Source organism: Flavimobilis marinus, from assembly GCF_900113055.1.
GTDB classification, from domain to species: domain Bacteria; phylum Actinomycetota; class Actinomycetes; order Actinomycetales; family Cellulomonadaceae; genus Flavimobilis; species Flavimobilis marinus.
This window is the reverse complement of sequence record NZ_FONZ01000002.1, coordinates 244,834-269,526: the sequence shown is the minus strand read 5'-3', so window position 1 is coordinate 269,526 and position 24,693 is coordinate 244,834. Positions and strand designations below refer to the sequence as shown.

Annotated in this window: 19 protein-coding genes; all 19 read left to right on the top strand. The window is 73.5% G+C overall.

Going from position 1 to position 24,693, the window contains the following annotated elements; all coding sequences use genetic code 11:
- Nucleotides 1–55: 55 nt before the first annotated feature.
- On the top strand, nucleotides 56–1,792 hold the full coding sequence (locus BMZ30_RS06260) for an AMP-binding protein (RefSeq protein ID WP_093376263.1): 1,737 nt from the start codon (nucleotides 56–58) through the stop codon (nucleotides 1,790–1,792).
- 115 nt (nucleotides 1,793–1,907) lie between these two features.
- Nucleotides 1,908–2,498, top strand: a complete 591-nt coding sequence (pyrR, locus tag BMZ30_RS06255; RefSeq protein WP_093376261.1) for a bifunctional pyr operon transcriptional regulator/uracil phosphoribosyltransferase PyrR — start codon at nucleotides 1,908–1,910, stop codon at nucleotides 2,496–2,498.
- A complete protein-coding gene (locus BMZ30_RS06250) occupies nucleotides 2,495–3,466 on the top strand; it encodes an aspartate carbamoyltransferase catalytic subunit (protein ID WP_093376258.1) in 972 nt (323 codons plus the stop codon). Before pyrR ends, BMZ30_RS06250 begins: the two co-directional genes overlap by 4 nt.
- Entirely contained in the window at nucleotides 3,463–4,836 is a 1,374-nt protein-coding gene (locus tag BMZ30_RS06245) for a dihydroorotase (RefSeq protein WP_093376256.1), read from the top strand. Before BMZ30_RS06250 ends, BMZ30_RS06245 begins: the two co-directional genes overlap by 4 nt.
- A complete protein-coding gene (locus BMZ30_RS06240; RefSeq protein WP_093376253.1) occupies nucleotides 4,836–5,381 on the top strand; it encodes a PH-like domain-containing protein in 546 nt (181 codons plus the stop codon). The genes BMZ30_RS06245 and BMZ30_RS06240 overlap by 1 nt, the downstream gene beginning before the upstream one ends.
- Nucleotides 5,378–6,628: a glutamine-hydrolyzing carbamoyl-phosphate synthase small subunit gene (gene carA, locus BMZ30_RS06235; protein ID WP_093376250.1), complete on the top strand. Its 1,251-nt coding sequence runs from the start codon at nucleotides 5,378–5,380 to the stop codon at nucleotides 6,626–6,628. The genes BMZ30_RS06240 and carA overlap by 4 nt, the downstream gene beginning before the upstream one ends.
- Nucleotides 6,628–9,966: a carbamoyl-phosphate synthase large subunit gene (gene carB, locus BMZ30_RS06230; RefSeq protein ID WP_093376247.1), complete on the top strand. Its 3,339-nt coding sequence runs from the start codon at nucleotides 6,628–6,630 to the stop codon at nucleotides 9,964–9,966. Before carA ends, carB begins: the two co-directional genes overlap by 1 nt.
- Nucleotides 9,963–10,826, top strand: coding sequence for an orotidine-5'-phosphate decarboxylase (gene pyrF / locus BMZ30_RS06225; RefSeq protein WP_219810197.1), 864 nt, complete (start codon nucleotides 9,963–9,965; stop codon nucleotides 10,824–10,826). The genes carB and pyrF overlap by 4 nt, the downstream gene beginning before the upstream one ends.
- Nucleotides 10,827–10,923: 97 nt before the next feature.
- Nucleotides 10,924–11,235 carry an integration host factor, actinobacterial type gene (gene mihF, locus BMZ30_RS06220; RefSeq protein ID WP_093376245.1) on the top strand — a complete coding sequence of 104 codons (312 nt, stop codon included), beginning with the start codon at nucleotides 10,924–10,926 and terminating at the stop codon, nucleotides 11,233–11,235.
- Complete coding sequence (gene gmk, locus BMZ30_RS06215; protein ID WP_093376243.1) at nucleotides 11,228–11,845, top strand: guanylate kinase; 618 nt, start codon at nucleotides 11,228–11,230, stop codon at nucleotides 11,843–11,845. The genes mihF and gmk overlap by 8 nt, the downstream gene beginning before the upstream one ends.
- A gap of 86 nt (nucleotides 11,846–11,931) precedes the next feature.
- Complete coding sequence (gene rpoZ, locus BMZ30_RS06210) at nucleotides 11,932–12,210, top strand: DNA-directed RNA polymerase subunit omega (RefSeq protein WP_093376241.1); 279 nt, start codon at nucleotides 11,932–11,934, stop codon at nucleotides 12,208–12,210.
- A gap of 59 nt (nucleotides 12,211–12,269) precedes the next feature.
- Complete coding sequence (gene coaBC / locus BMZ30_RS06205; protein ID WP_093376239.1) at nucleotides 12,270–13,520, top strand: bifunctional phosphopantothenoylcysteine decarboxylase/phosphopantothenate--cysteine ligase CoaBC; 1,251 nt, start codon at nucleotides 12,270–12,272, stop codon at nucleotides 13,518–13,520.
- A 57-nt stretch (nucleotides 13,521–13,577) separates the two neighbouring features.
- Nucleotides 13,578–14,786, top strand: a complete 1,209-nt coding sequence (gene metK / locus BMZ30_RS06200) for a methionine adenosyltransferase (protein ID WP_093376237.1) — start codon at nucleotides 13,578–13,580, stop codon at nucleotides 14,784–14,786.
- Nucleotides 14,787–14,799: 13 nt separating this feature from the next.
- Nucleotides 14,800–16,905, top strand: a complete 2,106-nt coding sequence (locus BMZ30_RS06195) for a primosomal protein N' family DNA-binding protein (RefSeq protein WP_229828553.1) — start codon at nucleotides 14,800–14,802, stop codon at nucleotides 16,903–16,905.
- Between the two features lie 89 nt (nucleotides 16,906–16,994).
- Entirely contained in the window at nucleotides 16,995–18,986 is a 1,992-nt protein-coding gene (locus BMZ30_RS06190; protein WP_177191297.1) for an acyltransferase family protein, read from the top strand.
- 422 nt (nucleotides 18,987–19,408) lie between these two features.
- Nucleotides 19,409–21,448, top strand: coding sequence for a YhgE/Pip domain-containing protein (locus tag BMZ30_RS06185; RefSeq protein WP_177191296.1), 2,040 nt, complete (start codon nucleotides 19,409–19,411; stop codon nucleotides 21,446–21,448).
- A 119-nt stretch (nucleotides 21,449–21,567) separates the two neighbouring features.
- Nucleotides 21,568–22,524 carry a methionyl-tRNA formyltransferase gene (fmt, locus tag BMZ30_RS06180; protein WP_093376231.1) on the top strand — a complete coding sequence of 319 codons (957 nt, stop codon included), beginning with the start codon at nucleotides 21,568–21,570 and terminating at the stop codon, nucleotides 22,522–22,524.
- Complete coding sequence (locus BMZ30_RS06175) at nucleotides 22,521–24,020, top strand: RsmB/NOP family class I SAM-dependent RNA methyltransferase (protein WP_093376229.1); 1,500 nt, start codon at nucleotides 22,521–22,523, stop codon at nucleotides 24,018–24,020. Before fmt ends, BMZ30_RS06175 begins: the two co-directional genes overlap by 4 nt.
- 10 nt (nucleotides 24,021–24,030) lie before the next feature.
- Nucleotides 24,031–24,693 carry a ribulose-phosphate 3-epimerase gene (gene rpe / locus BMZ30_RS06170; protein ID WP_093377339.1) on the top strand — a complete coding sequence of 221 codons (663 nt, stop codon included), beginning with the start codon at nucleotides 24,031–24,033 and terminating at the stop codon, nucleotides 24,691–24,693.

Sequence of the window (24,693 nt, the reverse complement as noted above, 5' to 3'; positions counted from 1 at the left end):
TCGGGAGGGACCTTCGCGGCGCTAACCTACGCTCCCGTAGGTTAATGTGTGACGCATGGCATCCGCGTTCGACCACCGGCCCTGGCTCAGCACCTATGCACCGGGCGTCGCCCCTGACGTCCCGGTCGCCGACGAGGCGCTGACGGCGCCGATCGAGCGCAACGCGCGCGAGTTCGGCGACCGCGTCGCCCTCGACTTCATGGGCCGCACGACGACGTACGCGGCCCTCGCGCACGAGGTCGCCCGCGGCGCGGCGGCCCTCCTCGAGCTCGGTGTCCGCAAGGGCGACCGGGTCGCGATCGCGCTGCCCAACTGCACCACCCACGTCGTGACCTTCTACGCCGCGCTGCGCATCGGGGCGGTCGTCGTGGAGCACAACCCGACGTACTCCGAGGGCGAGCTCGAGCACCAGCTCGCCGACTCCGGCGCGACGGTCGCCATCGCGTGGGAGCCGACGGCGGCGCGCATCGCCGCGGTGCAGGACCGGACCGACGTGCGCACCGTGGTCGCCGTCGACCTCTCGCGCGACCTGCCGGGGCTGAAGCGGTTCCTGCTGACCCTGCCGATCGCCAAGGCGCGCGAGACCCGTGCGTCGATGCGCGGCGAGATTCCCGCGGGCGTCGTGCGCTGGGAGCACCTGACCAAGGGCGTGACGCCGCTGTCGACGTCCGCGCCGCACCCGGAGCCCGGCGACCTGGCGCTCCTGCAGTACACGGGCGGCACCACGGGCACGCCCAAGGGCGCGATGCTCACGCACGCCAACCTCGTGACCAACGCCCGGCAGGGCCAGGAGTGGACCCAGATGGGTGGCACGGACGACGACGGAGTCCCGCGCCGCGCCGAGACCGTGTACGGCGTGCTGCCGTTCTTCCACGCGTTCGGGCTCACGCTCTGCCTGAGCTTCACGCTCCGGGTAGGCGCGACGCTCGTGCTGTTCCCCAAGTTCGACGTCGACGCCGTGCTCGAGGCCCAGAAGCGCCGTCCCGGCACGTTCCTGCCCGCGGTCCCGCCGATGCTCGAGCGTCTCGCGAAGCGCGCGGTGGAGACCGGCGCCGACATCTCGACCTTCCAGTACGCGATCTGCGGAGCGATGCCTCTGAGCGGGGAGGTCGCCGCCCTCTGGGAGGAGGCCACCGGAGGCCTCGCGATCGAGGGCTACGGCATGACGGAGACCTCACCGGTCGCCCTCGGCAACCCGACGAGCCCTGCGCGACAGCCCGGCCGGCTCGGCCTGCCCTTCCCGTCCACGTACATCCGCATCACCGACCAGGAAGACCCGCACCGCGAGGTCGAGATCGGTGAGCGCGGGGAGCTGCTGATCGCCGGGCCGCAGGTGTTCCCGGGCTACTGGCAGCGGCCCGAGGAGAGTGCCGAGGTCCTGGTCGAGATCGACGGCCGCACTTGGCTGCGCACCGGTGACGTGGTCGTGATGCACGACGACGGCTTCGTCGAGCTCGTGGACCGCATCAAGGAGATGATCATCACCGGCGGCTTCAAGGTCTACCCCTCGCAGGTCGAGGAGCACCTGCGGCGCATGCCCGGGGTCGAGGACGTCGCCGTCGTCGGCATCCCCGGTGGCGACCTGGGGGAGAAGGTCGTCGCGGCGATCGTGCTCGCCAAGGACGCGGTGCACGTGGACCTGGACGCCGTGCGCGCGTGGTCGAGCGAGCGACTCGCGCGGTACGCGATCCCCAAGCAGCTGGAGATCGTCAAGGAGCTGCCGCGGTCACAGATCGGCAAGGTCCTGCGTCGCGTCGTGCGCGAGGGCATCCTCAAGCGCCCCTCGGAGTAGCGCCACGCCCGAGGTGTGGACACCGCGCGGTCCCGCCCCCGCGCGGGGCTAGCATCGGTGCTCGACAGACATTCCTTTAAGAGCCGTCCTGTGAGGCGGAGAAGGAGGTCGCCGGATGTCCTCCGGTACACCTATGCCCACGTCCGAGCCGAGCGAAGGCTCGCGCACCGTGCTCGGCGCCCCGGAGATCGCCCGGGCCCTGACACGCATCGCGCACGAGATCCTCGAGCGCAACAAGGGCGGCACGGACCTCGTGCTCCTCGGCATCCCGACGCGCGGGCTCCCGCTGGCTCAGCGCCTCGCCCAGCGCCTGTGCGCGGTCGAGCCCTCGCTGGTCGCCGCCGACCTCGTCGGTGAGCTCGACATCACGATGTACCGCGACGACCTGCACCGGCACCCCACCCGGCCGATCGGCACCACGCGGCTGCCTGGGGCCGGCATCGACGGCAAGACGGTCGTGCTCGTCGACGACGTCCTGTTCTCCGGCCGTACCATCCGCGCCGCGCTCGACGCCATCAAGGACCTCGGCCGCCCCCGCGCCGTGCAGCTGGCGACCCTCGTGGACCGTGGCCACCGGGAGCTGCCGATCCGCCCCGACTACGTCGGCAAGAACCTCCCGACGTCGCTCGTCGAGCGGGTGCGCGTGCAGCTGGCCGAGACCGACGGCACGGACGCCGTCGTGATCAGCGGGGGAGGCGTCGCGTGAGGCACCTCCTGAGCACCGCCGACCTTGACCGCGCGGAGGCCGTCGTCGTCCTGGACACGGCCGCGCAGATGGCCGCCACGCAGTCCCGGGAGATCAAGAAGCTCCCGACGCTGCACGGCCGGACGGTCGTCAACCTCTTCTTCGAGGACTCCACCCGCACGCGCATCTCGTTCGAGACGGCCGCCAAGCGGCTGTCGGCGGACGTCATCAACTTCTCCGCGAAGGGGTCGAGCGTGTCCAAGGGCGAGTCCCTCAAGGACACCGCCCTCACCCTGCAGGCGATGGGTGCGGACGCGATCGTGATCCGCCACCAGGCCTCGGGCGCGCCGCACCTGCTCGCGCACGCCGGCTGGGTGGACGCGGCCGTGATCAACGCCGGCGACGGCACGCACCAGCACCCGACGCAGGCGCTGCTCGACGCGTTCACCCTGCGTCGGCACCTGCGCCCGGGCCTCGGCGAGGACCTGGCCGGGCTGCGCGTCGCGATCGTCGGCGATGTCCTGCACTCGCGGGTCGCCCGGTCCAACGTGCACCTGCTGCACACCCTGGGCGCGCACGTCACGCTCGTCGCCCCCCCGACGCTCGTGCCCGTGGGCGTCGAGGCCTGGCCGTGCGAGGTCAGCTACGACCTCGACGCCACGCTGGCCGCCGCGCCTGACGCCGTGATGATGCTCCGCGTGCAGCGCGAACGGATGTCCGGGGCCGGCGGCGGCTTCTTCCCGAGCCCGCTCGAGTATGCGCGGCGCTACGGGCTCGACGGCGCGCGCCTGCGCATGCTGCCCGACCACGCGATCGTGCTGCACCCCGGCCCGATGAACCGCGGCCTCGAGATCTCCGCGGAGGCGGCCGACAGCCCGCGCTCGGTGATCGTCGAGCAGGTCGCCAACGGCGTCGCCGTCCGCATGGCCGTGCTGTACCTGACCCTGGCCGGCTCGTCCGCGAGCGCCCCGATCGAGGAGACCCGATGAGCCCCCGCACCACCACCGACTCCGTGCTCGTCACCGGCGCCGCGCTCCTGGGCGAGGACCTGCGCGACGTCCTCGTGCTCGACGGCGTGATCGCTGCGATCGCCGACGCCGGGACCCTGGCCGCCGACCCGCGCGCGGCGGACGTCCGCCACGTCGACGGCACCGGCCTCGTCCTGCTCCCCGGCCTCGTCGACCTGCACACGCACCTGCGCGAGCCCGGCCGCGAGGACGCGGAGACTGTGCTGTCCGGGACGCGGGCCGCTGCGGCCGGCGGCTTCACCGCCGTGCACGCCATGGCCAACACGACCCCGGTCGCGGACACGGCGGGCGTCGTCGAGCAGGTGTGGCGCCTGGGGCGCGACGCCGGCTGGGTCGACGTCTTCCCCGTCGGCGCGGTCTCGGTCGGCCTCGAGGGCACGCAGCTCGCGGAGCTGGGCGCGATGGCGACGTCGGCGGCGCGCGTGCGCGTGTTCTCCGACGACGGCAAGTGCGTGCACGACCCTGTGCTCATGCGCCGGGCTCTCGAGTACGTCAAGGCGTTCGACGGCGTCGTCGCCCAGCACGCACAGGAGCCGCGCCTGACCGAGGGCGCGCAGATGCACGAGGGTGTGGTGTCGGCCGAGATCGGCCTGCGTGGCTGGCCGGCGGTCGCCGAGGAGGCGATCATCGCCCGCGACGTGCTGCTCGCCGAGCACGTGGGCTCCCGGCTGCACGTGTGCCACCTGTCCACGGCCGGGTCCGTCGAGATCATCCGGTGGGCCAAGAGCCGCGGTCTGCCGGTCACGGCCGAGGTCACCCCGCACCACCTGTTCCTGACCGACGAGCACGCCCGGGGCTACGACCCGGTGTTCAAGGTCAACCCGCCGCTGCGCACCGAGGCGGACGTCGAGGCCGTCCGCGCGGGGCTCGCCGACGGCACGATCGACATCGTCGCCACGGACCACGCCCCGCACAGCCGCGAGGACAAGGACTGCGAGTGGGATGCCGCCGCGTTCGGCATGACGGGCCTCGAGACCGCCGTGGGCGTGGTGCAGGCTGCCATGGTCGACACCGGTCGCATGACGTGGGCCGACGTCGCGCGGGTCATGTCCGCCAACCCTGCGCGGATCGGACGCGTCGACGAGGGCCCGACGGCGCAGGGACGGCCCCTCGCCGTGGGGGAGCCCGCCAACCTGACGCTGATCGACCCGGCGGTACGCGCCGTCGTCGTCCCGCGCGAGCAGGCGACGCAGAGCGAGAACTCGCCGTACCGGGGTGCCGAGCTGCCCGGGCGCGTCGTCGCGACGTTCCTGCGCGGGCGGGCCACCGTGCTCGACGCCCGGCCGGTCGCCCCGGCCGGAGCCACGGCCTTCGACGGGGCGGACGCCTGATGGGCAGCGTCCCGGTCCCCGTCTCGATCGGGTTCCTCGTCGCCCTCCTGCTCGTCGTCTGGGGCGCGATGCTGCTCGGGTGGCGGCGCCAGCGCGCCCGCGCGGTCCCGCTCGTCGCGGACCTCCCGCAGCTGCCTGACGACGTGGGTGCGGCGCGCAGCGCCCAGGTCCCCGCGGTCTACGTCACGTCCACGACGTCGGGGGACTGGCTCGCCCGCGTGTCGACGCGGAGCCTCGGGTTCCGCTCGCGCGCCACGGTGCAGGTGTTCGACGCCGGCGTCGCGATCTGGCGCAAGGGCGCCGCCGACGTCTTCGTCCCCGCCGCCTCGCTGCGCGGCGTCCGCCGTTCCTCAGGCATGGCGGGCAAGTTCGTCGGTGACGGCTCGATCGTCGTCGTCACCTGGGACATCCCGGGGGAGGCGGGGGGCCTCGACACCGGCCTGCGCCCCGACCACCGCGCCGACCGCGACCCCCTCGAGCAGGCGATCGCCTCCCTGCTCCCCGCTGACTCCGCCACGACCCACGACCCCAAGGAGCAGTCATGACTGCCGACACCATCAGCCCTCTGCTCGGCGAGCACCCCGAGGACGCCGCGGTCCTGGTCCTCGAGGACGGGCGCGCGTTCTCCGGCCGCGCCTTCGGGGCGACCGGCACGACGACCGGCGAGGTCGTCTTCAACACCGGGATGACCGGCTACCAGGAGACGCTCACCGACCCGTCGTACCACCGCCAGATCGTCGTGATGACGGCCCCGCACATCGGCAACACGGGCGTCAACGACGAGGACCCCGAGTCGCACAAGATCTGGGTGTCGGGCTTCGTGGTGCGCGACCCCGCGCGCCGGGCGTCGAACTGGCGGTCGGAGCGCTCGCTCGACGAGGAGCTGCGCGCCCAGGGCGTCGTCGGCATCAGCGACATCGACACCCGCGCGCTCACGCGGCACCTGCGCGAGCGCGGGGTCATGCGCGGCGGCGTGTTCTCGGGCCCGGCGCTGCTGGAGCACGGCTACCCCCGGCGGATCGAGTCGCTCGTCCAGGAGGTCGCCGGCGCCCCGGCGATGGCCGGCGCCGACCTGACCGGCGAGGTCAGCACCCCGCAGGCGTACGTCGTGGAGCCGTCGGGGCCCGGCGCCCCGCACACGGTCGTCGCGATCGACCTGGGGATCAAGTCGATGACACCCCAGCGCCTCGCCGAGCGCGGGATGCGCGTGCACGTGCTGCCGGCCGACGCGACGATCACGGACATCCAGGCGCTCGCGCCGGACGGGGTGTTCTTCTCGAACGGCCCCGGAGACCCGAGCGCCGCCACCCACGCCGTCGCCTTGCTTCGCGAGGTCCTGGATGCGGGCCTGCCGTACTTCGGCATCTGCTTCGGCAACCAGATCCTCGGCCGCGCGCTGGGCTTCGGCACCTACAAGCTGGAGTACGGGCACCGCGGCATCAACCAGCCGGTGCTCGACGTGCGGACCGGCAAGGTGGAGATCACCTCGCACAACCACGGGTTCGCGGTGGACGCCCCGATCGGGCAGGAGGCCACCGCCCCGCACGACGGCGGCAGGTACGGCCGCGTGGTCGTGTCCCACGTCGGGCTGAACGACGACGTCGTCGAGGGCCTCGAGTGCCTCGACGTCCCCGCCTTCTCGGTGCAGTACCACCCTGAGGCCGCGGCCGGCCCGCACGACGCCGCCTACCTGTTCGACCGCTTCGCCGACCTGATGAGCTCAGGCGCGCGCTCGGCGTCCGGCCTCTCGGCCTCGGACGCGACCGACGCTGCCAGCACCAAGGAGAACTGATGCCTCGCAGAACCGACATCTCCAGCGTCCTCGTCATCGGGTCCGGCCCGATCGTGATCGGGCAGGCGTGCGAGTTCGACTACTCGGGCACCCAGGCGTGCCGGGTGCTCAAGGAGGAGGGCCTGCGGGTCATCCTGCTGAACTCCAACCCGGCGACGATCATGACCGACCCCGAGTTCGCCGACGCCACGTACGTCGAGCCCATCACCACCGAGGTCCTCACGGCGATCATCGCCAAGGAGCGCCCCGACGCGGTGCTCGCGACGCTCGGCGGCCAGACGGCCCTGAACGCGGCGATCGCGCTCGACGAGGCCGGCGTGCTCGAGGAGTACGGCGTCGAGCTGATCGGCGCGAACATCGCCGCGATCCAGAAGGGCGAGGACCGCCAGCAGTTCAAGGAGGTCGTCGAGAAGTGCGGGGGGGAGAGCGCGCGGTCGCACATCGTGCACACGATCGACGACGCGATCGCCGCTGCGGAGGACCTCGGCTACCCCATGGTCGTGCGTCCGTCCTTCACGATGGGCGGCCTCGGCTCCGGCATCGCCTACGACGAGGGCGACCTGCGCCGGATCGTGGGCCAGGGCCTGCACTACTCGCCGACCACCGAGGTGCTCCTCGAGGAGTCGATCCTCGGCTGGAAGGAGTACGAGCTCGAGCTCATGCGCGACAAGGCGGACAACGTCGTCGTCGTGTGCTCGATCGAGAACGTCGACCCGGTCGGCGTGCACACGGGCGACTCCATCACGGTCGCCCCGGCGCTGACGCTCACGGACCGCGAGTTCCAGAAGCTCCGGGACATCGGCATCGCGGTGATCCGCGAGGTAGGCGTCGACACCGGCGGCTGCAACATCCAGTACGCGGTGCACCCGGACACCGGGCGCGTCGTGGTCATCGAGATGAACCCGCGCGTGTCGCGGTCCTCGGCCCTCGCGTCCAAGGCGACCGGGTTCCCGATCGCGAAGATCGCCGCCAAGCTCGCGGTCGGCTACACCCTCGACGAGATCCCGAACGACATCACGGGGTCGACACCCGCGTCCTTCGAGCCCACGCTCGACTACGTCGTGGTCAAGGTGCCGCGGTTCGCGTTCGAGAAGTTCCCCGCGGCCGACGACACCCTGACGACCACGATGAAGTCGGTGGGGGAGGCCATGGCGATGGGCCGTAACTTCACCGAGGCGCTCGGCAAGGCGCTGCGCTCGATCGACAAGTCCGGCACGACGTTCCACTGGGACGGGGAGCCGGTGGCCGGCGAGGCCCTGGACGCCCTCCTGGCGCAGGCCTCGCGGCCCACCGAGCAGCGCCTCGTGCAGGTGCAGCAGGCGCTGCGCGCCGGTGCGAGCATCGAGCAGGTGTTCGAGGCCACGAAGATCGACCCGTGGTACCTCGACCAGATCCAGCTCGTCAACGAGATCGCCGCCGAGGTCGCGGCCGCTCCGGCGCTCACGCACGACGTGCTGGTGCGCGCCAAGCGGCACGGCCTGTCCGACGTCCAGGTCGCCGCGCTGCGGGGGATCGGGCCGCAGGGCGACGCAGTGGTCCGCGAGGTGCGGCACGCGCTCGGCATCCGCCCGGTGTTCAAGACCGTGGACACGTGCGCCGCCGAGTTCGCCGCGCGCACGCCCTACCACTACTCGAGCTACGACGCCGAGACCGAGGTCGCCCCGCGCGAGCGCGAGGCCGTGATCATCCTGGGCTCCGGGCCCAACCGGATCGGACAGGGCATCGAGTTCGACTACTCGTGCGTGCACGCGACGCTGGCGCTCAAGGACGAGTACGAGACCATCATGGTCAACTGCAACCCCGAGACCGTCTCGACCGACTACGACACCGCGGACCGCCTGTACTTCGAGCCGCTCACGTTCGAGGACGTCCTCGAGGTGTACGAGGCCGAGCTCGCCGCCGGACCCGTCAAGGGCATCATCGTGCAGCTGGGCGGACAGACGCCCCTGAGCCTCGCGCAGCGGCTCGCCGACGCCGGCCTGCCGATCCTGGGCACGAGCCCCGAGGCGATCGACGCTGCCGAGGACCGCTCGGTGTTCGGACGCGTCCTGGCCGAGGCCGGCCTGCCCGCCCCGGCCTTCGGCACGGCCACGACCCTGCCCGACGCCGTCGCGATCGCCGCGAAGATCGGCTACCCGGTCCTCGTGCGGCCGTCCTACGTCCTCGGCGGGCGCGGGATGGAGATCGTCTACAGCGCCGAGCAGCTCACGGGCTACGTGCAGCGCGCGCTCGGCGAGGCCGCCCTCGCGGGCGACCGGCTGGCCCCGATCCTCATCGACCGGTTCCTCGACGACGCGATGGAGATCGACGTCGACGCCCTCTACGACGGCACCGAGCTGTACCTCGGCGGCGTCATGGAGCACATCGAGGAGGCCGGCATCCACTCGGGCGACTCGGCCTGCGTGCTGCCGCCCGTCTCGCTCAGCCAGGCCGAGCTCGACCGCATCCGCACCTCGACCGAGGCCATCGCCCGCGGCGTGGGCGTGCGGGGACTGCTCAACGTGCAGTACGCGCTGGTCTCCGACGTGCTCTACGTCCTCGAGGCCAACCCGCGGGCGTCGCGCACCGTGCCGTTCGTCTCCAAGGCCACCGGGGTGTCGATGGCGAAGGCCGCCGCACTGCTGATGGTCGGCCACTCGATCGCGGACCTGCGCGCGTCGGGCATGCTCCCGACCGAGGGTGACGCCGCGGTCATCGACATGCACCAGCCCATCGCCGTGAAGGAGGCCGTGCTGCCCTTCAAGCGGTTCCGCACGGCCGAGGGCGCCGTCGTGGACACGGTGCTCGGGCCGGAGATGCGCTCGACCGGTGAGGTCATGGGCCTGGCCGCGCAGTTCCCGACGGCGTTCGCGAAGTCGCAGGCGGCGGCGTTCGGCGGGCTGCCCACCAGCGGGCGCGTGTTCGTGTCGGTCGCCGACCGCGACAAGCGCGACCTGGTGTTCCCCATCAAGCACCTCGTGGACGCCGGCTTCGAGATCCTCGCGACCGAGGGGACGGCCACGGTGCTGCGGCGCAACGGCATCCCCTCCACCGTCGTCCGCAAGTTCTCCTCGGGGCGGGGCCCCGACGGCGAGCCCACGATCGTCGACCTGATCACCGCGGGGGAGGTCGACATGGTGGTGAACACGCCCTCGGGCCAGGGGGCGCGTGCGGACGGCTATGAGATCCGCGCCGCCACCACGGCCGCGGACAAGCCGATCGTGACGACCATCCAGCAGCTCTCGGCTGCCGTGCAGGGGATCGAGGCGATCCTCGCCGGCCCGTTCTCGGTGCAGTCTCTCCAGGAGCACATGACCGCCCTGGCGGCGTCCGCCACCCCGACGGCGGCGCGCTCGTGAGCGCGCGGGAGCCCTTCGGGGCGCGCCTGGCGGCGGCGATGGACGACGCCGGGCCCATGTGCGCGGGCATCGACCCGCACCCCGGCGTCCTGGCCGACTGGGGTCTGCCTGACGACGCGACGGGCGTGCGGGAGCTCGGCCTGCGGGTGGTCGAGGCGCTCACCGGCGCGGTCGCGGCCGTCAAGCCCCAGGCGGCGTTCTTCGAGCGGCACGGGTCCGCCGGTGTGGCGGCGCTCGAGGAGGTCCTCGCGGCCTCCCACGCCGCCGGGCTGCTCACGGTGCTTGACGCCAAGCGGGGCGACATCGGCTCCACGATGGCCGCCTACGCCGACGCGTACCTGCGCGACGGCTCGCCGCTCGCCGCCGACGCGCTCACCGTCTCGCCGTACCTCGGCTTCGGGGCGCTCGACCCGGCGGTCACGGCCGCCCTCGAGTCGGGCCGGGGGCTGTTCGTGCTCTGCCTCACCTCGAACCCCGAGGGGCCCAGCGTGCAGCACGCACGGCGTGGGGCCGGGGCGAGCACCGTGACGGTGGCCGCCCAGATCGCGGCTGCGGCCGCTCGGCTCAACGAGGGTGCGGCGCCGCTGGGTTCGATCGGGCTCGTCGTCGGCGCCACCGTGGGTGACGCGGTCCGAGCGACGGGCACGGACCTCGCGGACGTCAACGGCCCGTTGCTCGCGCCCGGCGTGGGCGCCCAGGGTGCCGGGGCGAGGGAGCTCGCCACCGTGTTCGCCGGCGCGGGCCGCGCGGTCCTCGCGACGTCCTCCCGGGCGATCCTCGCGGCAGGGCCGGACCGGGAGGCGCTGCGCGCGGCAGCCCGGGAGGCATCGGCCCAGGCCCGTGCGGCCTTGCGCGGATGACGAGCCATTGCCGCGTGCCGCGCGGGTCGCTAGGTTCGGGAGTAGGTGCACCCAGTGCCTGGACGTGTCCGGCGAACGGCGAAGAAGGTGGCGGCTCATGGCTCTTCCCTCCCTGACCCCTGAACAACGAGCTGCGGCGCTCGAGAAGGCAGCCGAGGCGCGGCGTGTGCGCGCGGAGATCAAGGGGCGCCTGAAGTACTCTCAGGACTCCTTGTCCTCCGTGATCGAGTCCGGCAAGACGGACGACATCATCGGCAAGATGAAGGTGTCAGCCCTCCTCGAGGCGCTGCCCGGCGTCGGCAAGGTCAAGGCTCGCGCGATCATGGCTGAGGTCGGCATCGCGTCCACCCGCCGTGTCCGCGGCCTCGGGCACCACCAGGCTGCGGCACTCATCGAGAGGTTTGGCTGAGATTTCCACCGAGACTCCTGCCGTCGACCCTGCTGGCAACGCCGGGACACCCTCCCGGCTGACCGTCCTCGCCGGCCCCACCGCCGTCGGCAAGGGCACTGTCTCAGCCGACCTGCGTGCCCGTTACCCCGACGTCTGGTTGTCCGTGTCCGCGACGACACGCGCGCCGCGGCCGGGCGAGGTCGACGGGGTGCACTACCACTTCCTGTCGACCGAGGAGTTCGACCGCCTCGACGCCGCGGGCGAGCTGCTCGAGTCGGCCGTGGTGCACGGCCGCAACCGCTACGGGACCCTGCGTGGTCCCGTCGCCGAGCGGCTCGCCGCGGGGGAGACCGCCCTGCTCGAGATCGACCTGCAGGGCGCGCGGCAGGTGCGTCAGTCCATGCCGGACGCCCGCTTCGTGTTCCTCGCCCCGCCGAGCTTCGACGAGCTCGTGCGACGCCTGGTGGGCCGCGGGACGGAGGACGCGGAGGAGCGCGAGCGGCGCCTCGCGACGGCGCGGGTCGAGATGGCCGCGGCCCCCGAGTTCGACCACGTGATCGTCAACGACGACGTGCGGCGCGCGACCGACGAGCTCGTCAGCGTGATGGGGCTCTCGCCGCGCCCCTGAGCGTCGACGCGTGGCGCCCGGCCGGACGCCCGCGTGCACTGATAGCATGGTCCGTTGATCAACCCCTCAACTCTCGGAGTTCACCTGTGTCTGGAACTGTCGCTCAGCCCGTGGGCATCACCGACCCGCCCATCGACGACCTGCTCGAGCGGGCCGACTCCAAGTACGCGCTCGTCGTCTACTCGGCCAAGCGCGCGCGGCAGATCAACGCGTACTACTCGCAGCTCTCCGAGGGCCTGCTCGAGTTCGTGGGCCCGCTCGTCGAGACCCGCCACCAGGAGAAGCCCCTCTCCATCGCCATGCGCGAGATCAACGAGGGCCTGCTGACGGTCACCGAGACCGAGCCCGAGGCCGCTGGCGCCTGAGCCAGTCCCGCCAGTCCCGGGCGCCACAGCGCCCGGGACAGCGCTGAAGGAGAAGACCCGTGCGGATCATCCTGGGCGTGAGCGCCGGGATCGCGGCCTACAAGGCAGCCATCCTGCTGCGCCTCCTGCGCGAGGCCGGCCACGCGGTCCGGGTCGTCCCGACCGAGTCGAGCTACGCGTTCGTCGGCCGCGCCACCTGGGAGGCCCTGTCGGGCGAGCCGGCCACGCACGAGGTCTTCGACGCGGTGCCCGAGGTCGCGCACGTCCGGCTCGGACAGGGCGCTGATCTCGTCATCGTCGCCCCCGCCACTGCGGACGTGCTGGCCAAGGCCGCCACGGGTCGCGCGGACGACCTCCTCACGACGACCCTCCTGACCGTGCGCTGTCCGGTCCTCGTGGCGCCGGCGATGCACACGGAGATGTGGCTGCACGCCGCGACGCAGGCGAACGTCGCGACGCTGCGCGCGCGGGGGGTGCACGTGCTCGAGCCCGCCACGGGACGGCTCACCGGCGCCGACTCCGGGCCAGGCCGCTTGCCGGAGCCGCAGGAGATCGCGGCCGCCGCCCTCGCGCTCGTGAACGGCCGTGCCGACGACGCCGGCGTCCCTCGCGGTGACTTTTCCGGGCGCCGGGTGGTCGTGAGCGCCGGCGGGACGCTCGAGCCCCTCGACCCGGTCCGGTTCCTGGGCAACCGGTCCACCGGACGCCAGGGCATCGCCATCGCAGAGGCCGCAGCCGCGCGCGGCGCAGCCGTCACGCTGGTCGCCGCGAACGTGCACCTCGAGGTCCCCGCGGGGATCGACGTCGTCCGCGTCGAGACGGCGGCCGAGCTGGACGCCGCCATGACCGCCCTCGCGCCGGAGACCGACGTCGTCGTCATGGCCGCGGCCGTCGCGGATTTCCGCCCGGTCCGCACGGCTGACAGCAAGATCAAGAAGGCGCCCGGTGGCGCGGCGCCGCTCATCGAGCTCGTCGAGAACCCCGACGTCCTTGCCGGCCTCGCGGCACAGCGCCGCGCCGGTCAGGTCGTCGTCGGCTTCGCTGCGGAGACCGGGGACGAGCACGCGAGCGTCGTCGACCACGGCCGCGCGAAGGCTCGTCGCAAGGGCGCCGACCTCATGGCGATCAACGACGTGTCGGCCGGACGCGGCTTCGGTAGCCCGGACAACGCGGTCGTGGTCGTGAACCAGGAAGGCGCCGTGGTCGCCGAGGCGACCGGGAGCAAGCGCGAGGTCGCCGACGCGATCCTCGACGCGGTGGTCCCGCTGCTGGACGCACCGGACGCGCGCGCCGCCACCGCGGACGCGTGACGGCCGTCTCACGGACGGGTCCTCGCGCGTGCCGTCGGGGCGTCTAGGCTGGCAGGCATGACCGACCAGCTGCGCCTCTTCACGTCCGAGTCCGTGACGGAGGGCCACCCTGACAAGGTGTGCGACCAGATCTCCGACGCCATCCTGGACGCGATCCTCGACCAGGACCCGCGGGCGCGCGTGGCGGTCGAGACCATGGTGACCACCGGGCTGGTGCACGTCGCGGGCGAGGTCAGCACCGAGGCGTACGTCGAGATCCCGCAGATCGTGCGCGAGGTCGTCACCGGCATCGGTTACACCTCGTCCAAGGTAGGCTTCGACGGCGCGTCCTGCGGCGTGTCCGTCTCGATCGGTCAGCAGTCCCCGGACATCGCGCAGGGCGTGGACCACGCGCTCGAGACGCGCACGGACACCGCTGACGCCGATGCCCTCGACGCGCAGGGGGCCGGCGACCAAGGCCTCATGTTCGGCTACGCCAGCACCGACACCGCGCAGCTCATGCCGCTGCCGATCTGGCTCGCCCACCGGCTCGCCGAGCGTCTCGCGAGCGTGCGCAAGAGCGGCGAGGTCGCCGGGCTGCGGCCCGACGGCAAGACGCAGGTGACGATCGAGTACGACGGCGACCGCCCCGTGCGCCTCGACACCGTCCTGCTCTCCACCCAGCACGACGGCGACGTCAAGCAGGCGCGCCTGGCGGCGGACATCGACGAGGTTGTGGTGCGTCCCGTGCTCGCCTCGGTGGACCTCGACATGGAGACGACCGGGTACGAGCTGCTCGTGAACCCCACCGGCCGGTTCGAGATCGGCGGACCCCAGGGCGACGCGGGTCTGACCGGTCGCAAGATCATCGTCGACACCTACGGCGGAATGGCGCGCCACGGTGGCGGCGCCTTCTCCGGCAAGGACCCCTCGAAGGTGGACCGCTCGGCCGCGTACGCGACCCGGTGGGTCGCCAAGAACGTCGTCGCGGCGGGCCTGGCCACGCGCTGCGAGGTGCAGGTCTCCTACGCGATCGGCCGCGCGCACCCCGTCGGCGTGTACGTCGAGACCTTCGGCACGGAGACCGTCCCGGCCGCAGCCATCAGCGCCGCGATCCGCGAGGTGTTCGACCTCCGGCCAGCGGCGATCGTGCGCGACCTGGACCTGCTGCGCCCGATCTACCGCCAGACCGCCGCCTACGGACACTTCGGCCGTGAGCTCGCCGACTTCACGTGGGAGCAGACGAACCGTGTGGACGAGCTGCGCGCGGCTGTCGGTCGCGTCTGACACGATCACCCGTGTGACCGAGCCCGCCGCGCAGCAGCCTGCCCTGCCGGGCATGCCGGTGCGACGCTCGCGGGCCGTCGGTGCCCAGGACATCGAGCCCGCGACGGTCGACCCGGTCGCCCGCGTCGTCGTCGACGTCCCGGTGCCGCACCTGGACCGGCTCTTCGACTACCTGGTGCCGTCGTCCATGGCCGACGCTGCGCAGCCGGGCACCCGGGTCAAGGTCCGGTTCGGAGCCAAGGACGTGGACGGCTACGTCGTCGAGCGCGCCGGCGCGTCGGACCACACCGGGACCCTCGCGTTCCTGCGCCGCGTCGTCTCGGCCGAGCCCGTGCTGACCCCGGCGACGCTCGCGCTGTGCCGCGCCGTGGCCGACCACTACGCGGGCACGCTTCCCGACGTCCTGCGCCTCGCGATCCCGGGACGGCACGCGCGCACCGAGGACGCCGAGCGTCCCGCCGGGAGTGCTCCCGAGCCGACCGCTGCGGCGCCCGTTCCGGGGGAGTCCGCGAGCGCGTGGGCCGCCTACGCGGGCGGTGCAGCGTTCGTGCAGCACGTCCAGGCCGGGCACGCGCCCCGCGCGGTGTGGACGGCACTGCCTGCCGCCGAGCTGGACCCCGAGGCGGCGACGCACGGGTGGGCCGTGGCGCTCGCTCAGCTGTTGCGCGCCTGCCACGACGTCGCGCGCGGGGCGATCGTCGTCCTTCCCGACGGCCGGGACGTGGCGCGCCTCCAGGTCGAGCTCGAGCGCCTTGGGCTGCCGGTCGTGGGCCGGAACGGGGGAGCGGTCGGGCGGCTCGTGGCCGACGACGGCCCCGCTGCGCGGTACCGCAGCTTCCTCGCGGCGCTGCGGGGCGACGTGCGGATCGTGATCGGGACGCGCGCTGCGGCGTTCGCTCCGGTGCAGGACCTGGGCCTCGTCGTCTGCTGGGACGATGCGGACCCGAACCACCGCGAGCAGCGCAGCCCCGCCCCGCACTCGCGCGAGGTCCTCGCCCTGCGCTCAGAGCTCGAGGACTGCGCGCTATTGATCGGGTCGCCGGCGCGCTCCGCGCCTGCGCAGGCGCTCGTGGCGGCCGGATGGGTCCAGGAGATCGTCGCGGACCGCGCGACGGTCCGGGCCCGCGCACCGCGGGTACGCGCGCTGACGTCGGCCGAGCTCGCCTCCGAGGGCGCGGTCGCACGGATCCCGTCGGCGGCGTGGCGGCTGCTGCGGGACGGTCTCGAGCGCGGTCCGGTGCTCGTCCAGGTCCCGCGCAAGGGCTACGTGCCCGTGGTCGTCTGCCAGGGCTGCCGTGAGGCGGCGCGGTGCCGCGAGTGCCACGGACCGCTCGGGCTGGGCGCCGTCGCGGGCGACCCGCAGTGCGGGTGGTGCGGCAGGCTCGCCGCCGGCTGGCGGTGTCCCGAGTGTGCGGGCACCCAGCTGCGGTTCGCGCGCATCGGCTCGGACCGGACCGCCGAGGAGCTCGGCCGGGCGTTCCCCGGTGCGACGGTTCGGGTCTCGGGCGCGAGCACGGGTGTGCTGGACGCGCTGCCCTCCCGTCCGGCGCTGGTCGTCGCCACGCCGGGTGCGGAGCCCGCGGTCGCTGGTGGGTATGCCGCGGCGGTGCTGCTCGACGCGGCGCTCGCGTCGCTCGGCATGAGCATGTTCGCAACGCACGACGCGCTGCACCGATGGATCTCTGCGGCGCAGCTCGTGCGCCCTTCCGGGCAGGGCGGGATCGTGGCGCTGGTCGGCGACGGCGATCCCGCCGCCACCGCCGCACTCGTCCGGTGGGACCCTGCGGGCTTTGCGGCACGTGATCACGCCGAGCGTGTGGAGCTCGGACTGCCCCCGGCTGTGCGGGTCGCCTCGGTCACGGGCGACCGGATGTCCGTGGCCGCGTTCCTCGACCGCCTCACGCTGCCGCCGGGCGGGGCCGTGCTCGGTCCCGTGGAGCTCGCTGCGGAGGCCGGAGAGTCGACGTTGGCGGGCGCCCCCGTGCGCGCGATCGTCCGCGCGCCGCGGGGGCAGGGCCGCGCGCTCGCGCACGCCGTCAAGGGTGCTCTCGGCGGGCGCACGGCCCGCAAGGACCCGGGTGCCGTCGTCGTCCAGCTGGACCCGGCAGAGCTGCTGTAGCGCCGCCGCCGCGTGTCATGGCGGGGCGGGCGCAGCCCGCGTGCGAGAGTTGTGCTGCAGCATGCAGCAGGATGGAAGCAGGGGAACTGGTGAGCTCGAGACCCGCGCACATCCCGGCCCTCGACGGGGTCCGGGCCGTGGCGATCCTCATGGTCGTCGCGTTCCACCTGGCGCCCCTCGCGGTGCCTGGCGGGTTCATCGGTGTCGATGTGTTCTTCGTGCTCAGCGGGTACCTGATCACCGCCGGGCTGCTGCGTGAGCACGCCGGCGGGGGAGTGAGCTTCCGCGCGTTCTGGGAGCGGCGCATCCGTCGCCTGCTCCCCGCCCTGGCGCTGGTCGTCCTGGCCTGCACGTCGGCGGCCCTCGTCGTGGGCGGGGACCTCCTCGTCGATGTCGATCGGCAGGTCCTGGGCGCCGCGACGTTCTCCAGCAACTGGCTCGCCATCACGGGCGGCGACTCGTACTTCGCGGCGTTGGCACCCCAGCTGTTCGCCAACCTCTGGTCCCTGGCCGTGGAGGAACAGTTCTACCTCGTGTGGCCGTTGCTGCTCGTCGCGCTGCTCGCGGTCCTGCGGCGGCGGTGGGCGGCGGGCGCGGCCGCGGCGATCGCGGGCCTGTCGGCGGGTGCGATGGCGCTGGGATTCCGCGCCGACGCCGATCCCACGGCGGTGTACTACGCCACCCACACGCACGTCTTCGGCCTGATGGTCGGGGCGGTCGTCGCGTTCGTCGCGGCGCGGTGGACCTGGGCCCCTGCGTCGCGCGGGATCGGCTGGGTCCGCCGCGGCGCCCCGTGGGCGCTCGGCGCCCTGCTCCTCGCCGCTGCCGCCCTCCCGTGGGAGTCCGCAGTGACGTACCGCGGTGGGCTGCTCGCGGTGTCCGTCGCCGCCGCCGTCGTGGTGCTTGCGCTGGTCACGCCCGGCGCGGCGCCGGGTCTGCTCGTCCGGGCGCTCGCGACGCCCCCCGCCGTGTGGGTGGGCCGGCGCAGCTATGGGATGTACCTGTGGCACTGGCCCATCCTGGTCCTGCTCACGCAGATGTTCGCCCCCCAGTACCGGGACGGCTCGGGCGTGCCGTTCGTGTGGACGACGACGATCGTGCTCACCGTCGCGCTCTCCGCGGCTTCCTACCGCTGGGTCGAGCGGCCCGTCGTCGAGCTCGGCTGGCGCGGTGCGGCCCGCGCGCTGCGAGCATGGGCGCTGCCGGTCGCCCCGGGGGAGCGCGGCCCGCTGCACCCGCGGGCGGTCGCCGTGGCCGCAGGGCTGGTCGTGACCGTGTCCATGACCACCGCAGCGGCGGCTATCGCGCCGCGCGAGTCGGCGACCGAGCGGCAGATCCTCGCGGGCCAGGCGCTCGTCATCGAGGGCGACGAGGAGGACGAGGAGTCGGACGAGCGCCCGGCCACCGAGCCGCCGACCACAGTGCCCCCTGCCCCGTCCTCACCACCGGCTGCTCCGGACCCGACTCCGGAGGCCGTCGTCGCCGTCCCCGAAGCTGAAGCCACCCCGTCCCCGCAGGCGTCGCCCCCCGAGGCCCCGTCGGTCGACGCCGCGGCGCCAGACGCGCCGGCAGCCGAGCAAGAGCCGGCCGCGCCCGTGGACGGACGGCAGGTGACGGTGATCGGCGACTCCGTGACGCTCGCCAGTGCTGCGGCCCTCGCCGAGGCTCTGCCCAAGGCGCGCATCGACGCCGACGTGGCCCGGCCTATGGCGGACGCGCCCGCGCTCCTGAAAAAGCTCGAGCGCAAGGGCAAGCTGCGGGACGTCGTCGTTCTGAGTCTCGCGACCAACTCCACGCTCACCGACAAGCAGATGGACGACGTCATGTCCGTCGTCGGCCCGGAACGCCAGGTGGTGCTCGTGAACGGGTTCGCCGAGCGTCGGTGGATCCGCGGCACCAACAAGGAGCTGGCGCGCGCCGCCGAGCGCTATCCCAACGTCGCCGTGGCGGACTGGGCGGGAACCATCAAGAAGCACACCGACGAGCTCGCGGGCGACGGCATCCACCCGTCCGAGGCGGGAGCACGCCGCTATGCGCGGCTCGTGCACGACGCATGCGTCGAGGCCGCCGCGCGGCTCTGAGGCGCACCCGACCCTCGATACGCCTCCCGTCGGTGCTCCGCCTGGGTCCTAGGACCTGAATACGACACGCACGCACCACATTCCTTGTGATGTGCTTCACATTTGCGCGCCGCCCTTGCTACGCTGAATGTGGAATTACCTGATACTTGGAGTTTTAGTTAATTGTCTCGTCGCTGGTGACGGGGCGCTCCAGGTGCTTGCTGGGTGCGGCGCGGGGCAAGGAGGCCCCGGGCGGCACCTGGCTGCCTCCGGCGTGCGCCGAGGGCGAAGACCCGGCACACCGGTGCCACCCCTGACTCGCAGGGATGCAAGCCAGGTCGCCTCGCGGCCGTTCACGATTTCGCGTGCAGCAGCACGCAGGGATTGGACATCACATGAGCTCTGCTTCAACGGGCCGCAGGCCCGCCACCACCTTGCACGTGGTGGCACTGGTCCTGCTGGCGATCACCGCCATCGGGCTGATCGTCTTCCTCATGCTCTTCAACAACAAGGTCCACAACGGCTCCGTCCGGCTCACCGACGGGTCGGGCCAGGTGTCCGAGGGCGCCGTCACGCTGGCGTCCGGGGCTACCTCGGCCGCCGAGGGCGCGACGAAGCTCGCGGCCGGGGCAGGGGACCTCGACGCAGGAGCGGCGAAGCTCGCGGACGGATCGACCCGGCTCAACGACGGCGCCAGCGCCCTCAAGCAGGGCAGCACGGAGCTCCTCGACGGCGCCACGACGCTCTCCGCCGGGATGAACGACGCCAACGCAGGTGCCGGTCGGCTCGCCGCAGGTGCCGGCGACGCCGCTGCCGGAGCCGGCAAGCTGGCCGACGGCGCAAGCACGCTGAGCGCGGGTGCCGGGGATGTCGCCGCCGGGACGAAGCGGCTCAACACGGGCGCCGGCGACCTCGAGGACGGGGCTGGCCAGCTCCAGACCGGCGCCGCCAAGCTCTACCAGGGCACGCGCACGCTGCGGAGCGGGGCCGGGGACCTGGCTGACGGGGCCCGGGCCGCTGCGGACGGCGCCGCGGCGCTCTACGCCGGGACGCAGGAGGTCTCGGCGGGAGCCGGCGAGCTCGCGACCGGCACCAGCCAGCTCAAGGGGTCTGCGGTCGAGCTGGCGGCCGGCATCAACCAGGTCGACGCCGGCGCGGGCGAGCTCAGCGCTGGTGCACAGCAGCTCCAGGGTGGTGTCGCTGCCGCGGACCAGGCCCTGAACAAGCCGTTCAAGTCTGCGGAGGACACCGGCCTCTTCTCGGCACTGGCTCAGCTCGAGTCGGGCCTCGCCGCCGATGTGCCGCCGGGGATCAAGGACCTCAAGGCGGGTGTCCCGCAGCTCGCGGGTGGCGCGCAGCAGGTCGAGGACGGCGCCGCGCAGATCGCGGACGGGATCGCAGCGATCGACCGGATCGTGGGCGACACCGACCTCGCGCCGTCGGCCAAGCTGGCGGCGGTGCGCGTGTACCTCGACGGGATCGAGGGCGTGCAGACCGGTCTCGTCGACGGATCGACCCAGCTTCGTGCGGGCGCCAGGCAGGTGTCGGACGGCGCGTCGCTCCTCGAGGCGAAGATCGTCACGGGCAAGGGGATCGACGGACCTCCTCTCGTCGACAAGCTGCAGCGGACGTTCAGCACGGTCCAGTCCCTGACGGCGGGCAGCAAGAAGTTCAACACCGAGGCCATGGGCCCGCTGGGCGTCGGGGCCGACAAGCTCGTGGACGGCGCGAAGGCGCTGAAGGCGGGCACCGGCCAGCTGGCCGAAGCGACGCCGCGGCTCGAGGGCGGGACAGCGCAGCTGGCCGCCGGCGCCGGTGAGCTCTCCGCAGGGACGAAGAAGCTGAACGCGGGCGCCCAGGCGCTCGCCGGCGGCACGGACCAGGTGGCCACGGGTGCCGAGACGCTCGCGCAGGGCGCAGGCGACCTCCGCACCGGTGCCAAGCAGCTCTCGGCCGGGACCTCGGCCCTCGTCGACGGCACGGGCACGCTCGCCGCCGGCACCAAGGAGTTGAACACCGGTGCGAGCCGCCTCGCGGCCGGAGCGGCCGAGCTGCGGTCGGGCGCGTTCACGCTGCGCGACGGCAACGCGCAGCTGGCCTCCGGCGCCTCTGAGCTGGTCGCCGGTACTGGCAAGCTCGCCGCCGGCGCCGGTCAGCTGACCGACGGCGTCACGCGCCTCGACGCTGGGGCCACCGAGCTCGCGGACGGTTCTGAGGAGCTCGCCACGGGCGCCACCACCCTCAAGGAGGGCACGACCACCCTCGCGCAGGGCGCGAAGGACCTCTCCGACGGCACCAACCAGCTCTCGGCCGGTGCCGGCGAGCTGCAGAGCGGGACCGTGCAGGTGGCGGACGGCAACGCGAAGCTGAAGGCGGACGTCGAGGAGGGTCCGCAGAAGCCCCTCGCGATCGGTGGCGGCATCCTGACGCTGCTCGCGCTCGGCGCGGGGATCTCGGCGCTCGGCATGCGCCGCGACGCCTGACCTGCTCCAGCCACCGGCCCCCCGTCGCACCCGCGGCGGGGGGCCGGTCGCGTTCTGGCCCCACGCAACAGGGGAGCGGACGCTCGGCGGCGCTGACGGGCCACCTAGGATGAGTGATCATGCGCCTTCTGTTCGCAGGGACCCCCGACGTGGCGGTCCCCACCCTCGATGCCCTCGTCGCCTCTCCCCACGAGGTCGCCGCCGTCCTGACGCGCGCGGACGCCCGTGCCGGACGCGGCCGACACCTCACGCCCAGCCCGGTGCGCGCTCGCGCCGAGGAGCTCGGCATCGAGGTGATTACGGGCAGCCCCAGCGATCCCGAGGTCCAGGACCGGCTCCGGGCGCTCGACGTCGACTGCGCGCCGGTCGTGGCCTACGGGCAGCTGCTGCGCCCGGACGCCCTGGAGATCCCGCGACTGGGCTGGGTCAACCTCCACTTCTCGTTGCTGCCGGCCTGGCGCGGCGCGGCACCCGTGCAGCGCGCGATCATGGCGGGCGACGAGGTCACGGGCGCGACGACCTTCCTCATCGAGGCCGGGCTCGACACCGGACCCGTGCTCGGAACCCTGACCGAGACCATCCGTCCGCGCGACACCTCGGGCGACCTCCTGGACCGCCTCGCGCTCGCCGGCGCGCCGCTCATGGTCGCCACCATGGACGCTCTGGAGACGGGCCAGCTCACCCCGGTGCAGCAGAGCGCCGACGGCGTCAGCCATGCCGCGAAGATCACCGCCGACGACGCACGCGTGCGCTGGGAGCACCCGGCCCTCGCCGTCGACCGCCAGGTCCGCGGATGCACTCCCGCGCCCGGCGCCTGGACCACGCTTCCCGACGGCGCGCGCCTCGGCCTCGGCCCGGTCACGGTCGTCGACGACCCCGCCGCAGCGCCCCTCGCGCCTGGCGAGATCCGCGTGACCAAGCGCGACGTCGTCGTCGGCGTGGCCGGGGGAGCGGTACGTCTGGGGGACGTGGCTCCGGTGGGCAAGAAGCACATGCCGGCGGCCGACTGGGCCCGTGGTGCCCGCCTGACCGACGGCACACCCGTCGCCGACGGTCTCCGGCTCGGTGCCGCATGAGCGGCCAGCCCTACCGCGACGCCCAGGGCCGCGAGCGCCGCGGTCGCGACATCCCCGCACCGCGCGGTGCGCTCGCGCCCGGCCAGCGCCGCCGCGGCACCGACGCCGCGCGCGAGGTGGCCTTCGAGGTCCTGCGCGAGGTCAGCGGGTCGGATGCGTACGCCAACCTCGTCCTGCCGCCGGCCCTGCGTCGTCGGCACCTGTCCGGACGTGACGCGGCCTTCGCGACCGAGCTCACCTACGGCACCCTGCGCCTGCGCGGGCGCTACGACGCGATCCTCGCGCACTGCGTGACCCGCCCGCTGGCGTCGCTCGACGAGCCGGTGCTGGACATCCTGCGCCTCGGCACGCACCAGATCCTCGGGATGCGCGTCGCCACCCACGCAGCCGTGTCCGAGACCGTCGGGCTGGCCCGCGCGCACGTCGGCGCCGGCAGCGCGCAGCTCGTCAACGCCGTCCTGCGGGCCGTGTCCCGCACCCCGCTCGAGGAGTGGCTCGCGCGGATCTCGGCCGACGTCGACGGCGTCGAGCGCAGCGCCCTGCTGGAGAGCCACCCGGTGTGGATCGCGCGCGCCCTGCGGGAGTCGCTCGGGGCGACCGGGCGCGACGTGGCCGAGCTCGACGAGCTGCTCGCCGCGCACAACGACGCCGCCCGGGTGACGCTCGTCGCCCGCCCCGGCCTGCTCGACGTCGACGCGCTCGCCGCGGAGGCCACGGAAGCCGGCGCGACGCTCCGGCCCGGTCGCTACGCCGCGACCGCGGGCATCCTCTCCGGGACGGACCCCGGCGCGATCCCCGCGGTGCGGGCGGGCGCGGCGGGCGTCCAGGACGAGGGCAGCCAGCTGGTCACGCTCGCGTTCCTCGCCGCCGCGGTCGACGGTCCCGACGCCCGGTGGCTCGACATGTGCGCCGGCCCCGGCGGCAAGGCCACGCTCATGGCCGCCGAGGCGGGGGAGCGCGGGGCACGTGTCCTCGCGAACGAGGTCGCACCGCACCGCGCCCGGCTGGTCGAGCAGTCCTTGGCAGCCGTCCCCGCCGACGCCGTCGAGGACGTCGTCGTGGGTGACGGCCGCCGGTTCGGCCAGACGGATCCCGGCGGGTTCGACCGCGTGCTCCTCGACGCGCCCTGCACCGGGCTCGGCGCGCTCCGCCGTCGTCCCGAGGCGCGCTGGCGGCGCACCCCGGCGGACGTGCCGGTCCTGACGACGCTGCAGCACGAGCTGCTCGACTCGGCGCTCCTGGCGGTGCGCCCGGGCGGCGTCGTCGGGTACGTCACCTGCTCGCCGCACCTGGCGGAGACGCGCCTGGTCGTGCAGGACGTCCTCGCGCGGCACGCGGACGTCGAGCTGCTCGACGCCGCGACGCTCGTACGCGACGTCAGCGTCGGGGAGATCGAGCTCGACGCCGGCCCGCACGTGCAGCTGTGGCCGCACGTGCACGGCACCGACGCCATGCATCTCACGGTGCTCCGGCGCAGGCCGCCGGCCGAGCGCTAGGGTGAGCGCCATGGCTGCCCAGATCAACCCCAGCATCCTCTCCGCGGACTTCGCGAACCTGGAACGCGACCTGAAGACGATCGCGTCGGCCGACGCCGCGCACGTCGACGTCATGGACAACCACTTCGTGCCGAACCTGACGCTCGGCCTGCCGGTGGTGCAGGCGCTGCTCGCGGTGACCCCGCTGCCGATCGACGTGCACCTGATGATCGCCGACCCGGACCGCTGGGCCGCCGCGTACGCCGAGGCCGGGGCCTCCTCGGTGACCTTCCACGCCGAGGCCGCGGCCGCGCCCGTGCGCCTCGCCCGGGAGATCCGCAAGCAGGGTGCGCGCGCCGCGATCGCCCTGCGCCCAGCCACCCCGATCGAGCCCTACCTCGATCTGCTGCCGGAGTTCGACATGGTCCTCGTCATGACGGTCGAGCCCGGGTTCGGCGGCCAGTCGTTCCTCGACGGCACGCTCGGCAAGATCCGCCGCGTCCGCGAGGCGATCAGCGCGGCGAACCTCGAGATCTCCGTCCAGGTGGACGGCGGCATCTCGCGCGAGACGATCGACCGCGCTGCCGAGGCCGGCGCCGACGTCTTCGTGGCGGGATCAGCCGTGTTCGGGGCCGCGGACATCCCCGCCGAGATCGCGACCCTGCGCACGATGGCGGCGCGGCACACCCACTGA

Bases quoted from the DNA above. Each gene is read 5' to 3' on its own strand.
- BMZ30_RS06260 (WP_093376263.1), top strand. From the start codon at position 56: ATGGCATCCGCGTTCGACCACCGGCCCTGGCTCAGCACCTATGCACCG.
- pyrR (WP_093376261.1), top strand. From the start codon at position 1,908: ATGTCCTCCGGTACACCTATGCCCACGTCCGAGCCGAGCGAAGGCTCG.
- BMZ30_RS06245 (WP_093376256.1), top strand. From the start codon at position 3,463: ATGAGCCCCCGCACCACCACCGACTCCGTGCTCGTCACCGGCGCCGCG.
- BMZ30_RS06240 (WP_093376253.1), top strand. From the start codon at position 4,836: ATGGGCAGCGTCCCGGTCCCCGTCTCGATCGGGTTCCTCGTCGCCCTC.
- carA (WP_093376250.1), top strand. From the start codon at position 5,378: ATGACTGCCGACACCATCAGCCCTCTGCTCGGCGAGCACCCCGAGGAC.
- carB (WP_093376247.1), top strand. From the start codon at position 6,628: ATGCCTCGCAGAACCGACATCTCCAGCGTCCTCGTCATCGGGTCCGGC.
- mihF (WP_093376245.1), top strand. From the start codon at position 10,924: ATGGCTCTTCCCTCCCTGACCCCTGAACAACGAGCTGCGGCGCTCGAG.
- metK (WP_093376237.1), top strand. From the start codon at position 13,578: ATGACCGACCAGCTGCGCCTCTTCACGTCCGAGTCCGTGACGGAGGGC.
- fmt (WP_093376231.1), top strand. From the start codon at position 21,568: ATGCGCCTTCTGTTCGCAGGGACCCCCGACGTGGCGGTCCCCACCCTC.
- BMZ30_RS06175 (WP_093376229.1), top strand. From the start codon at position 22,521: ATGAGCGGCCAGCCCTACCGCGACGCCCAGGGCCGCGAGCGCCGCGGT.
- rpe (WP_093377339.1), top strand. From the start codon at position 24,031: ATGGCTGCCCAGATCAACCCCAGCATCCTCTCCGCGGACTTCGCGAAC.